This window comes from Pseudomonas sp. Z3-6, from assembly GCF_051131985.1.
Classification (GTDB): domain Bacteria; phylum Pseudomonadota; class Gammaproteobacteria; order Pseudomonadales; family Pseudomonadaceae; genus Aquipseudomonas; species Aquipseudomonas zanjanensis.
Window position 1 is genome coordinate 2,990,838 of sequence record NZ_CP071644.1, and the last position, 14,075, is coordinate 3,004,912.

Annotated in this window: 2 protein-coding genes; both read right to left on the minus strand. The window is 65.9% G+C overall.

Annotated features, from left to right (window positions below; genetic code table 11):
* Position 1: 1 nt before the first annotated feature.
* Entirely contained in the window at positions 2–3,832 is a 3,831-nt protein-coding gene (locus tag J3P88_RS13785; protein ID WP_434575899.1) for a non-ribosomal peptide synthetase, read from the minus strand.
* Positions 3,829–14,028, minus strand: a complete 10,200-nt coding sequence (locus tag J3P88_RS13790) for an amino acid adenylation domain-containing protein (RefSeq protein WP_434575901.1) — start codon at positions 14,026–14,028, stop codon at positions 3,829–3,831. The genes J3P88_RS13785 and J3P88_RS13790 overlap by 4 nt, the downstream gene beginning before the upstream one ends.
* Positions 14,029–14,075: the final 47 nt, after the last annotated feature.

Sequence of the window (14,075 nt, forward strand, 5' to 3'; positions counted from 1 at the left end):
TTCAAACCGCTCCGTGTGTAGCAATGGCCGTGAGGTGCGCCGCCAATTGTTCGTGCAGGGCGCGTTGCTCAAGGATGGTCAGGTGTTGCGCTGCGATGACCTCGCGGGTCAACGGCCCACTGCTGAGGTTTTCCCAGTGCGGGTCGGCGAACTCAGCCTGGGCCAGGGTATCGCTGGCCCACCAGACATGCACCGGGCAGCTCAACCGTACGGGCTTGAACGTGGCCAGCAGGTGCTGCGTATGCTGCTGGTAGTTTAGACGCGTCTGCAGGTGCTCCCAACTGTCGCCATCGAGTTGCAGGCCTTGTTGCCGTGCCCACTGGACCAGTTCCGGCAAGCGTGCCGCTGGGGGCAGGGCGTCCAGTTGCGCCAGCAACGCGGTCATGATCGGCGTTGGCAACTGGCGTAACACGGCCTGGCTGTCCTGCGTCAGCGCTTGGGAAGCTGATTCCAGCAGCGCTTCGACACTGTCTTCCGGCGCTTGATGCTGGTATTGCGAGTCGATGATACCGAGAAACGCCACTTCTTCGCCCTGGCTTTCCAGGCGCGCGGCCGCGGCAATCGCGAGCAGGCCGCCGAGGGAGAACCCCAGCAGGTGATAAGGCCCCTGGGGTTGTTGTTGGCGCAGGTGCTCGACGTAGCACGCGGCGAGGCTTTCGATATCGCCGCCCAGTGTCGTGCTGTCGTCGGTCAGGTATGCCGCCTGCAAGCCCCAGAGGTGCCAGGCCGCAAGCGGCGTCAGCAGCGTGCGGTAATCCTGCACGTGGCCGGTGGAGGGGTGGAAGCAGAACAGATGGGCGGCTTCAACGGCGTTGGGCGCCGACAACCGCACCAGCGGCGAAAGCTTGAGTTCGGCCTGCACCAGTGCGGCAAATGCCGAGACGCTCGGGGCGTTGAACACCGCATTGACCGTCACCGGTGCCGACAGCGCGGTCTGCAAGCGGCTGGCAAGCGTCACCGCCGCCAGGGAGTGGCCGCCCAGCTCGAAGAAGTCGTCGTCGATGCCCACCCGTTCCAGGCCCAGCACCTGTGCCCAGACCTCGGCGAGCAGGGCTTCCAGCGGTGTGCGCGGCAAGGCGCTGCCGACGGTGTCCAGCACTTTGTCGGCCCATTGCTGCAAGGTCTTGCGGTCGAGCTTGCCGTTGCCCATCAGCGGTAATGCCTCGACGATCCGCAGGGTCGGCAGCATGTAGTCCGGCAAGCAATCCTGGGCCTGGCCATGCAGCCGCGCGACCGTGGTCGAATGCCCAGGTGTCAGGGTCATGAAGGCGAACAGTTGCTGGCCGAGCTCGCCCCGGGGGATGCATTCGACCGCGGCCTGGGCCACGCCGGGAAGGCCGGCCAGTTGTGCCTGGATCTCATCGAGCTCCACGCGGAAACCACGGATTTTCACTTGGCGGTCGGCGCGCCCGGTGATCTCCAGGCTGCCGTCATGGCGATAGCGGGCCATGTCGCCGGTGCGATAGAGGCGTTCACCTGGCCGTTGGGCCAGTTCGATGAAACGTCCGGCATTTTGTTGTGCGTCCAAGTACCCGCGAGCCAGTTGCGGGCCGGCGATATACAGCTCGGCGCTCTGCCCGGGAGCGGCCGGCGCTTGCTGCTCGTCGAGCAGGTACAGGCGCATGCCGTCGAGGCGGTCGCTCAGGGGCAGGCGGCGATAGTCCATGGCCGGTTCGGCTTTGTGCATCACCACCCCCACGGTGGTTTCGGTCGGGCCGTAATGGTTCAAGACTGTCAGCGCCGGCGCGAGGCTGCGAATGCTTTGCAGCAGGCGCCGCGAGCAGCTTTCGCCACCGAGAATCAATTGCTTGCGCGGCAACACCGCAGCGCTCTGAGCGTGAATCAACCAGGCGTCGAGCAACGACGGCACGACCTTCAGGTGGTCGATCGGGTACTGCGCCTGCCAGGCTGCCCAGGCTTGGGCGTCCATCGCCGTTTCCTTGTCCAGCAGGTGCAATTCGCCGCCGCTGAGCAGCGCCGGAAACAGCAACGTGTAGCCCAGGTCGGCGGCCAGGGAAGTGACCACCGCACTGCGTTCGCCCACTCCCAGGACCAGGCGCCGGGACACGCTGGCGACATAGCTGGCGAGCTGCCGATGCTCGACGATCACGCCTTTGGGCGTGCCGGTGCTGCCGGAAGTGAACAGCACATAGGCCGCGTCCTGGCCTTGGACTCCGGCGTTGATTGCCGTGGCAGGCGCTTGCTGCCAAGTCGCTTCATCACTCAGGTCGAGGCTGCCGATGCCGGGCAACGCGGGGGCGCTGCCGGCCGAACCGCTAAGGACGAAGACCGGCTGGGCCTGTTGCAGGATCGCCAGGGAGCGTTGCGCCGGCTGATGCACATCCAGGGGAACGAATGCCGCGCCGCTCTTGAGCACGGCGAGCATGGCCAGGACCATCTGCGTCGAGCGGTCCAGGTACAACGCCACGCGATCTTCGCGCCCCACGCCCTGGGCGCGCAGGTAATGGGCCAGTTGGTTGCTGCGCGCCTGCAATTGGGCGTAGCTCAGTGGCCCGTTGTGGTCGCGCAGGGCCAAGTGTTCGGGGAACTGCGCGGCACAGGCATCGAAATCGGCCGGCACGCTGGTAAACGGCAACGTTGCGACATCGTCCTGCAGGGCGGCCAGCGTCGCGGTGAAGCTCGGCGCCTGCAAGGACAGCTCGGCCAAGGGTTTGTCGGGGTGGGCGAGGGCATCGAGCAGCAGCGATTGGAACTGCTCCAGCAGGACCCGTGCGGCTTGTTCGCTGTAGCGGCCCGGCAGGTGGCAGAGGTTCAGGCGATAGCCGCCGGCGCTGGTCTCGGCCACCAGCAACAGTTCTATGCCCGCGGGGATAGCTTGGGCGTCCAGCACCGTGAGTGTCGATGCCAGGCTGCCCAAGGTGTCGAGTCGATCGGGCAACTGACCACCCCACTGGAAGCCGTACTGCGAAGCCTCGGCCGGCAGTGCAGCGCTGACGCCGCAATATTCCTGCCATTCCGTCGCGTGTTCGCAAAGCGCTTGCAGTTCTGCCAGCGCCTGGGAAAAAGGGCTGCCTGCCGGGGGTTGCCAACGCAGGGGCAAAGGCTTGGCGAACAAGCCCCAGCAGTCGGCGAGTTCTTCATAGTCGTCCCGGCAATCGTGGACCCAGTTCAGGGTCAGTGCCGGGTTGTCACCGGTGCTCAGGCGTTGCAACAGTACGCCCCAGGCGGTCATCAGGACCTGCTCGGGCGAGGCGTCGTGACGTTGGCAAAAACCGTCGAGGGCCACGTTCAACTGTGGATCGGCGCTCAGGCGAGTGGTCACCGGGGCGCCAGGGCGGTCGCTGCGTACCTGGCGGTAGAGCAACTCGCCGGCGGCCGGCTCGTCCAGGGCCTGGCTGGCCCAGAAACGCCGGCCAGGCTCGGCGTCTTCATCGGCCTGCAATTCGTAGAGCCAGGCGCTGTACTGGGTATACGTCATGGCCTCGTCATCCACCGTCGGCGCATCCGTCGAGGCCAATGCCTGCACCAGGCGCAGCAGGGTCCCGCGATCCGCGCTCAGCGCCGGCAGTTGCAGCGTCACCCGGTGGCGATCGTCGCCGACCGCGTGCGCCTCGACGCTGATGGCGTCCGCGGCCATGACGGTGGATTCCACCACTTGCAACGGCATCAGCAAGCCCGGCTCAGGCCGCAGCCGCAGGCGCAGGGCCTCATGGCAGTCGCTCAGGGCGACGAGCCGTTGGCGCAGGCGCTCAAGGGCCAACGGGCCGGTTATTTCCAGTTCCAGGCGCACTGCGGGCAACCCCGCCAACCACTGGCTGCGTTGCTGGGGCGAGAGGGCGAAGGCTTCTTCACGTTTCTCGAAGGCGCTCATGCCTGCACCTCCGCAGTCGGCTGTGCTTCGGGCAGGCCGCCGGTCAATTGTTCACGACGCATCATCTGGCCCATGGCGACGCAGATCTTGCGCTCGCCCTCGAAGGGATCCCGAGCGTGGGCCACCAGCATGTTGTCCAGCATCACCATGTCACCCTTTTGCCAACTGAAACGTACCGCGCAGTCTTCATAGGCCGCGCCGATTACCTGCATCACCGCGTCTTCGATCACGCTGCCGTCACCGTAGTAGACGTTGCGGGGCAGGTGCCCGGGACCGAACAGGCTGATCAGGTTGCTGCGCACTTCCGGCTCCAGGCAGGCGGTGTGGTGCAGTTGCACTTGGTTGAAGAACGACAGCTCCCCGGTCTCGGGATGCGCGACGATGGCCGGGCAATGCTGGGCGATCCGCAGGTTGTCGGCCCCCAGCCACTCCCAGCGCATGCCCGATGCCAGGCATTGGCGCTCGACTTCCTCGCGCTGTTCGGTCTTGAAGAAGTCCTGCCAGCGCACATCCAGCTTGTCGGTGAAGTGCCGCACGTAAAGCAGGCCCAGGGCCTTGAAGCGGGCGACGATATCCTCGGGCAAGCGCGCCAGCACCTGCCGGCAATCGACGATGGGCGTGCAGCCGCCACGTGGCGCCGGTGTTTCGCAGTAGAACCACTGCTTGCGTGGCCACTGCGGCAGATGGGAGCTCTCGTTGTGGAAGAGAATCATGTGCTGTTCCGGGTACGGCGTGGAGTGGTAGATGTTCTTGCCGGAAGTGTTTTTTGGCAGGTCGCCGTAGGTCCCGTACAGGTCGGGTTCGATGGCCTGGGCGAACTGTTCGAAAGCGGCGGCATCCGGCAGGTTGAAACCGCGGAACAACAGGCCGCCGTGGGTCAGCAGTTGGGCGTTGATCCATTCCCGAGCTTGCAGCGCCCAGTGCACCGGGTCCAGGTCGCCGAGCAACGGCTCGATCACCAACGGCAAGGCTTGCCCGGCGTCGAGGGTGCGGGTACGGACCTGCTCGTGGGCCACCTGGCTCACGGCGGTTGCGCGGGTCTGCTTGAGCTTGCTCAGTTTCGACTGCTTGCGCGCGCTGCGGGCCGAGGCCTCGTCGAGCGACGCTTCAGGCTGGGACGCTGCGCTGGCATTGTCGCCGTCAAGGCGCCACGACCATTGGTCCAGCGCTTGCGCCGGGGCCACGACGAGCTGCTCCAACAGGTGCTCGAAACCTTGTTCGAGGCGCTGGATGGTCTGCTCTTGCAACACGCTGGTGCGATATACCCAGCGCACGTTCAGCCCTTGTTCCTCGTCTTCTTCGACAAACACGGCGAGGTCGAACTTGCTGCTCTCCTGGGGCGATACCAGGTGTTCCACCTCAAGGTCCGGCAGGCTGGCATTGCCGCTGGGCGTGTTCTGCATGACGAACAACACCTGGACCAGCGGATTGATCCCTGGCGTACGCGGCGGCTGCAGTTCCTCGACCAGTTTGTCGAACGGCACTTGCTGGTGCTGGAACGCCGACAGGCAATCTTCGCGCAAGCGCTGCAGGCGGGCGTCAAAGGTTTCGCCTTCGCTCAGGCGGGCACGGATCGGCAACACGTTGACGAAGAACCCGATGAGGTGTTCCAGGGCCGGATGTTCGCGGTTGGCCAGGTCGGTGCCGACGATAAAGTCATTGGCCCCGGTGGCCCGCTGCAACAGGCTGTTGAAGGCGTTGAGCAGGACCATGAACAGCGTCGCCCGTTGATCCTGCGCATAGGCCTTGAGCACCTGCGTCTGGGCTGCGGTGAAGCGTTGCTCCAGGGCCGCGCCCTGATAGTCGGGGCGTGCCGGGCGTGGCTGGTCAAGCGGCAGCGGGATCACCGTGGGCGCGCCGTCGAGCTGGCGACGCCAGTAATCGATGGCCCGGCCCAGCAGGCGCTGTTGCGTTTCGCTGCGTTGCCAGTAGGCATAGTCGGCGAACTGGATCGGCAACACTGGCAGCACCGGCGTCGAGCCGCTGGTGCGGGCCTGGTAGCCGACGATCAACTCCTGCATCAGGATGCCCATGGACCAGGCGTCCGTGGCGATGTGATGCAGCACCAGTTGCAGCACGTGATCGTCGCTTCCCAAGTGCAGCAGGTTGGCGCGCAGCATCGGCGCCTGTTGCAGATCGAACGGACGCCCGGCCTGTTCATCGATCAGGCGTTGCAGGGTTTGCGCCTGTTCCTCGCTGGCGAGGTGACTCAGCTCGGTGGGTGTCAAGTCGACCATCGGCGCCGGGCTGATGACCTGGCAAGGCTGGTCGCCGTGGAGGTGGAACGCGGTGCGCAAGGACTCATGGCGTTCGAATACCGCTTGCAAGGCTCCTTGCAGGGCCGTGATGTCCAGCGCGCCACGCAGCCTGACGGCGGTGGTCATGTTGTAGGCGGCGCTAGGGCCTTCGAAGCGATCCAGGAACCACAACCGTTGCTGGCTGTAGGACAGCGGCAACGGCTGGTTACGCGGCGCCAGGGCAATTTCGCTGTCGCCGTCGGCCTCGCTCTGGGCGTCGCGCTGTCGATCCACCGCGTCGGCCAGTTGCTCGAGGGTGCCACGCTCGAACAGCGTGCGCAGCGGCAGGTTCACGTTCAACCGTCGACGAATCCGCGACAACACCTGGGTGGCCAGCAATGAGTGACCGCCGATGGCGAAGAAGTCGTCGTGCACACCCACGTTGTCGAGGCCGAGAATCTCTTGCCAGAGTTCGGCCAGGACCTGTTCGGTCGGCGTGCGCGGTGCCATGGATTGCCCCTGCGCCGTTTCGTCCTGGGGTACGCCCAGGGCGGCGAGGGCTCGACGGTCGACCTTGCCATTGGCGTTCAGTGGCAATTGCTCAAGGGCCAACCAACGAGCCGGGACCATGTAGCTTGCCAGTTGCTGGCCCAGGTAAGCGCTCAAGGCCTGTTGCGTGGACTCGCCGCCCAGGTTGGCCGCTTCGTCGAGCACATACCAGGCCACCAGTTGCAACGCGCCACGGGCATCGGGCAGCGCCAGCACCGCCGCGCTGTCCACTGCCGGGTGCTGCATCAGGCGGTTTTCGATTTCGCCCAGTTCGATGCGGTGGCCACGGATCTTCACTTGCTGGTCGCGACGGCCGAGGTATTCGATCACGCCATCGGCGCGCATCCGGCCGATATCACCACTGCGATACAGGCGCGCATCGGCCTGGAATGGGTGCGGGACAAAAGCTTCGCGGGTGCGTTGCGGATCGCGCAGGTAGCCGCGACCGACGCCGACACCGCCGATGCACAACTCACCCGGCACGCCGATGGGAACCATGCGCAGGTCTGAATCGAGGACGAACACCTGGTTATTGGCGGTCGGCTTGCCGATGGGCATGTGCAGGCAGTCGTCGGCTGGCGCTTCGGTGATGGGGTAGAAGGCGACGTCGTCCGAGCACTCGGCGGGACCGTAGGCGTTCATCAACGCAATCGCCGGGAAGCGGGCGAACCAGTCTCGCGCCAGGGCCGGTGGCAATGCCTCTCCGGTGGGCAGGAGCCAGCGCAGGCTCGCCAGGGCGTGGTGCGCCTGGCTTTCCTGGAGCATGCCGCGAATCAGCGCCGGCACGGTTTCCAGCAGGGTCAGCTGATGTTCTTCAACAGCGTCGAGCAGGGCCACGGGGTCGTGGGCCTGGGCATCGGGCAGGATGTGCACGGTGGCGCCGAACAGCGGCGCGGCGAGGAACTGCCACACGCTGATATCGAATGCCGCCGAAGCGGTCTGGGCAATCCGGTCGTGCTCACCCAGGCCCAGGCTCGGGACCTTGCCGAACATGTTGTTGAGCATGCCTCGCTGTTCGACCATCACGCCTTTTGGCGTACCGGTGGAACCCGAAGTGAAAATCACGTAGGCCAGTTGCTCAGGGGTGTGGGCGTAGGTGACCGGTGGCTGCTCGTTGCCTTGCCAGAGCGCCTGGGCGATCAGGCAGGTGGGTTGCTTGCGCATTTGCGGCAGGACATTGTCCAGTGTCGAGGCTGCGTGCTCGCATACCAGCAACAGCGGCGCTTCACCCAAGTCCAGCAGTTCCGCCAGGCGGGCGTGGGGCTGTTGGATATCCAGCGATTGGAACGCCGCGCCGACCTTGAGCGTGGCGATCATCATCGTCAGCAGCGCCAGGCCGCGCTCGGCGAACAGCGCCACCAGGGTTTCCGGGCCGGCACCGGCGGCTTGCAGCGCATGGGCGATGGCGTTGGCGCGACGGTCGAGTTCGGTGTAGGTCAGCGATTGCCCCTGGCAGATGGCAGCCAGGTGTTGCGGGCGACTGCGCACTTGCTCGGCGAACAGCGCCGCATAGCCGCGCTCCAGGGGGAAGTCGACGTCGCTGCGGTTGCAGTCGATCTGCAACTGCCGACGTTCGGCCTCGGGCAGCATGTGCAAGCTGCCCAGGGGCGCCTGCGGTGTCTCGAGCATGCCCGAAAGCAACTGCACCAAGTGCCCGAGCATGCGTTGCACGGTGTCCGTGGTGAAACGCTGGCTATCGTAGGACAGGCGAATGCCCAGGCGGTCGCCGGGGTACAACACCACCGTCATCGGGAAGTTGGTGTGCACGCGGTCTTCATAGATGTCGATGCTGAAGGCATCCAGTTGCACGCTGCTGATGTCCAACGGCGCGTTCTCGAACACCACCAGGCTGTCGAACAACTGCTGGCCGCGCGGCACTTGGCTGCAACGCTGGATGTCCACCAACGATGCGCTTTCGTGTTCGCGCAATTGCGCGTTGTGGGACAGCAGCGCTTGCAGCCAGTCGGCCACGGGCGCATCCGGGTCGACATCGATGCGCAGTGGCAGGCTGTTGATGAACAGCCCGACCATTTCTTCTACACCGGCGAGGTCGGTCGGGCGGCCGGCGACGGTCACGCCGAACAGCACGTCGCGGTTGCCACTGTAGCGCGACAACAACAGCGCCCAGGCGCCCTGGATCCAAGTGTTGGGTGTCAGTTGGTATTGCTGGCACAGCTGCTGCAGACGCTGGGTCTGGGCGATGCTCAGGGTCTGGTCGAAGTCGCCGACCTGTTCCGGTGCCTGCTCCGGGCGGGCCACCGGACTGTCCACATGCAGTGGCGTTGGTTCGCTGAAACCGGCCATTTCGGCTTGCCAGAACGCGTGGGCGGCAGCCATGTCATGGCGTTCCAACCAGCTCATGTAGCCGCGGAACGAGCGCAGGCGTGGGCGGGCCACCGGCTCCTGGCGCACGATGGCCTGGTAGATCGCCAGCAGATCTTCCATCAGCAGGCCGAAGCACCAGGCGTCGGTCAGGATGTGGTGGAAGCTGCGCACCACGGCGAAGCGTCGCTCATCGAGTTGGAACACCCGCAGGTGGGTCAACGGCGCACAGGCCATGTCGAAACCTTGCAGGCGTTGTGCTTCGAGGGCCTGGTCCATCGCCAGGCGCTGTTGCTCTTCGTCGAGGTGGCGCAAGTCCTGCCAGTCGAACGCCCGGTGGGTTTGGCGATATACACATTGCAGTGGCTCATGGTCGTCCTGCCACCAGAACGCGGTGCGCATCATCGGATGGCGCTCGAGGAACAGTTGCCACGCGGCTTCCATCGCCGGGCGCTGCAAGGCCCCGTCCCAGCTGTAGCGTTGCTGCATCAGGTAGATGCCGCTGTGGGGTTGCAGCAGGGTGTGCAGGAGCATGCCTTGTTGCATCGACGACAGCGGGTAGACGTCCTCGATGTTCAGCCAGTCCAGCGGTTCGGCCGCCAGGGTCGCCGCTTGCTTGTGGCACAGCGGGAACGCTTGGCTGGCAGGACGCAGGTCGGCTGCGGTGGCCAGCCCGGCGAGTTCGCCCAGGCGTTGTGCAAGGCGTGGTGCCCAGTCGGCGGCGAGGGTGCCTTGGCTGCGTACGTGCAGGCAGTCATCCTGCCACCAGGCGTCCAGGGCCAGCGGGCAAGTCGGCGTCGTCAATGGGCTTGCGGCTTCGACCTGGGCCAGGATGCCGCATTCTTCGCGGTGGCTGTCGAGGTTGCCCAGCCAGCGGATGGCGACCGATGCCGCGGGCAGGTCGCGCAGCGGTTCTTGCAGGTAGGTGTTGTCCGACAGGTAGCGCAAGGCGCCATAGTCGACGCCGTGTTGCGGGTAGGCGCGGATCTGCGCGGCCAGTGCCTGCAAGCGTTGCAGGAGGCTGTCGCCTTCGGTCTGGAGAAAGTACGGCACGGCCAGGGCCAACGGGCCCATGATGCGTGCCGGATCGAGGTCGGCCACGGCAATCGGCGCATCGACCGGCAGGCGCTCGGCACTCGGCCGTGCATCGTGCACGCTCAGGGCGACCAGGCCATTGCCGCACGACTCGCGGCACTGTTCGGCCACGGCAGCGGCCAACAGGCTGTTCCAGTCCAGTTGCAGCACTTCGCCCAGGCGCTTGAGTTCGCCTGAGGTGACGGCTGGCAGGGTTTGTTCGTTCACGCTGGCCGGCTGTTGGCTGTCAGGCAGTTGCAGCGGTTCCACGCCGGCGTATTGCAGCCAATGTTCCCAGGCCTCGTCCAAGGCATCGCCCTGGGCATGGGCCAGTTGGTGCCGCGTCCATTGGGTGAAGTCGCCACCGGCGTAGGACAGGCGCACTGGCCGCTGATAACGCAGTTGCGCCAAGGCCAGGTTGAGGTCGGTCAGCAGCAGCGACCAGGACGCTTCGTCCAGGCACAGCGGATGTGCGGCCAGTAGCAGCGAATATTTGCCGTCCACTTCCAGCAGACGGGCATGCAGGCTTTGGCCAGCCTCCAGTTCCAGCGCGTCGACACCGGCCTGGGCCAGGGCTTGCAGGTGTGTCGGGGCGCAGGTCGCCAGTTTCTCGGTGGCGATCACTGGGGCCTTGGCCGCGACCAGGACCCGTTGCTGCCACTCGCCCTCCGGCAGGGCCTTGAGCGCCAGGCGCAGGGCCTGGTGATGTTGCTGCAAGGCGCTGATGGCTTGGGTCAGCAGCTCGCTGTCGATGGCCTGGGTCAACGCCACGCAACGCCAGGTGGCGTGCAGTGGCCCGTGTTGCAGGCGCGCCAGTTGCCCGGCGGCCAACGGCAGTTCATAGCCATCGGCACTCTCGTGCGCCACGCCCTGGCTGGCATCGGCGCCCAGCACGCGGGCGATGTCGGCGATGGTGCGGTTCTCGAAGAGCTGGCGGGGCGTGAGTTTCAGCCCTTGCTGGTTGGCGCGGGCAATGATCTGCAAGTTGATGATCGAGTCGCCGCCCAGGGCGAAGAAGTTGTCGTGCACGCCGACACGTTCCAGCTTCAGGACGTCTTGCCAGATGGCGGCCAGTTGCGCTTCGACTTCATTGCGCGGGGCAACGTGGGTGGCGCTGTCGTCCGTGGGTTTGTGCGGGAGCGGCAAGCGCTGCACATCGACCTTGCCGTTACGGGTGAGGGGCAGTTCGTCGAGGGTGATGAAGTGCGTCGGCACCATGTAGTCCGGCACCCGCGCACCCAGGTCGTTGCGCAGTTTCGTGGCGGACAGCGACTGGCTGGCGACGAGGTAAGCCACCAGGCGCAGGCTGCCGTCCAGTTCCACGGCGCGGACCAGGGCCTGTTCGATCAGCGGCGACAGGCGCTTGATCTGCGCTTCGACTTCGCCCAGCTCCAGGCGATTGCCACGGATCTTGACCTGGCTGTCGACCCGGCCGAGGAACGCCAGTTGGCCGTCCACTTGCCAGCGCACGCGGTCGCCGGTGCGGTACCAGCGTTGCTGGTCCGCGTCGAGGTGGAAGCGTTCGGCGGTCAGGTCCGGGCGGTGCAGGTAACCCCGGGCCAGGGCGCCGTTGATCAGCAGCTCACCGGACACCCCGGTGGGCACCAGGCGACCGTTGGCGTCCACGACTTGCAATTGACGATTTGGCAATGGCCGGCCGAGGGCGATGCTGCGCAGGCCCGCAGGCAGTTCGGTGGCAATCGCCCCGACTGTCGCTTCGCTCGGCCCATAGTGGTTGAACACCCGCAGCCCTGGCGCCAGGCGGTTGACCTGCTCCAGCAGCGCCGGGCTGAGGGCGTCGCCACCGAAGACCAGCAGGGCGCGCGGCAACAGGCGCGCATCGGGTAGCGCCTGCAACAGGCCGGCCAGATGGCTCGGGGTGATCTTCAGCACATCCACCGGGTGTTGGGCGAAGAGTTCGGCCAGTGCCAGGGGGCTGAAACCGCTGTCTTCATCCACCAGCAACAGGCTGGCGCCGCTGCACAGGGCGCCGAACAGTTGGGTGTGGCCCAGGTCGGCGGCGATGCTCGACAGCAAGCCGTAGCGGGCCGCCGGCGGCGGGTTGAGTACCGCGTGCACCGCCGTCAGGTAATCGACGATGGACTGGTGCTCGACCACCACACCCTTGGGGGTGCCGGTGGAGCCCGAGGTGTAGATCACGTACGCGGCATCAGTCGGACTGTGGGGCACGGTTGGTGGTGTGTCTGGCTGGGCGGCGATGGCGTCGGCCTGTTCCGCCAGCCACAGCGTCGGCGTGTGCTCGGCCAGGCCGTTGAGCAGGGGCGAGGCGGCAGCGCCGACCAGCAGCGCGGCGCGGCTGTCCACCAGCACGTCGGCCAGGCGCCCGGCAGGCTGCTTGAGGTCCAGCGGCAGATAGGCGGCGCCAGCCTTGAGGGTGGCCAGCAGGGCGATCACGAACTCGGCGCTGCGTTCCAGGGCCAGTGCCACGACGCTGTCCTGGCCGATGCCCTGGGTGCGCAAGTATTGGCTGAGGCGGTTGGCCTGCTGGTCCAGTTCACGGTAGGTCAGGGCAACCTGACGGTCGCGGACCGCCAAGTGTTCCGGGTAGGCGGCCACTTGTTGTTCGAAGCGCTGGTGCAGGCATGCGGAAGGCACCGGCAGTTGCGCGCCGCGCCCCTGCGCGAGCAGTTGCTGGCGTTCTTCAGGGCTCAGCCACTCCAGCTCGCTGACCCGGCGCTGCGCTTGCGCCGTCATCGCCAACAGGATGGCGCGCAACTGTGCCGACAGCACCGCGACCTCGGCATCGCTGAAGCGACTGCGGTCGTAGCTGATCAGGTAGTGCAGTTGCTTGTCTGGTACCACGATCAGCGACAACGGGAAGTGGTTGCGGCCTTGGGTAAGGGTGATGCCGTCGACCTGCTGGTCGTTGCTCGGGGCACTGAAGCTCAAGCCGCCGGTGTCCTGGTTAAGCGCGTCGGTGACCGGGAAATTCTCGAACACCAGGATCGAGTCGAACAGCGCCTGTTCGGCGGCGATGCGCGTCATCGACTTGAGCTTGCCCAGCGGCAGGTAGGCGTGGTGGCGCAGGTCGCTGTTGGCTTGCTGCAAATGTTGCAACCAGGTCACCAGCGTCGGCGCGTCGGCCCATTGCACGCGCAGCGGCAGGGTATTGATGAACAGCCCGACGGTGCTTTCCACCGCCGCCAGGTTCTCCGGACGACCGGCGACGGTGACGCCATAGACCACGTCGTCACGCCCGGCGTGTTGGCCCAGCAGCAATGCCCAGGCGCCCTGGATCAAGGTGTTGATGGTCAGGTCGTGCTGGCGGGCGAAGCTTGCCAACTGCTCGGTTTCGCTGGCCGTTAGCAGGCTTTCCCGCTCGGCGAAGGGTGCCCCTGCCGGTGCCGGCTGGCGTACGGCGAAGGTGGGCAGCGGCGTTGGTTCGCTCACGTCTTGCAACTGCTCGCGCCAGAAGCCTTCGGTGGCGGCCATGTCCTGTTCCGCCAGCCAGGCGATGTAGTCCCGGTAAGGGCGGGTCGGCGCCAGGTCGGCGGGGCGGCCATGGGCGTGTTCGTAGTACAGCGCCAGCCATTCCTGGACGGCAATGCCGACGCTCCAGCCGTCCATGAGGATGTGATGGAAGGTCCAGATCAGGTGCCAGCGTTCGGGGGCCAGGCGCACCAGGCACACACGCATCAGTGGCGAGTCATTGAGCTCCAGCGGTTGTGCCCGCTGCTCCAGCGCCAACTGTTCCAGCGCGGCCTGGGGCTCGGCGCGGTCTTGCCAGTCCAGTTCGGTCAGGGGCAAGGGCACGTCCTGTTGCACCACCTGATAGGCATCGTCCAGTTCTTCCCAGAGAAATGCACTGCGCAGCACGGCGTGGCGCTGCATCAGCGCCTGCCAGGCGCCGCGAAACGCGCTCAGTTGCAGCGGGCCGTTCATGTCCAGGCTCAATTGCTGGTAATAGACCCGCGAATCCGGTTCATAGACGCTGTGGAACAACAGGCCGTGCTGGGTCGGCGAAAGGGAGTAGATGTCTTCGATGTTGTTCATGCTTGCTTGGTCCATTTCAAAGTCTTGAAAACTCAAGTGAGTCGATC

Bases quoted from the DNA above. Each gene is read 5' to 3' on its own strand.
- J3P88_RS13785 (WP_434575899.1), bottom strand. From the start codon at position 3,832: ATGAGCGCCTTCGAGAAACGTGAAGAAGCCTTCGCCCTCTCGCCCCAG.
- J3P88_RS13790 (WP_434575901.1), bottom strand. From the start codon at position 14,028: ATGAACAACATCGAAGACATCTACTCCCTTTCGCCGACCCAGCACGGC.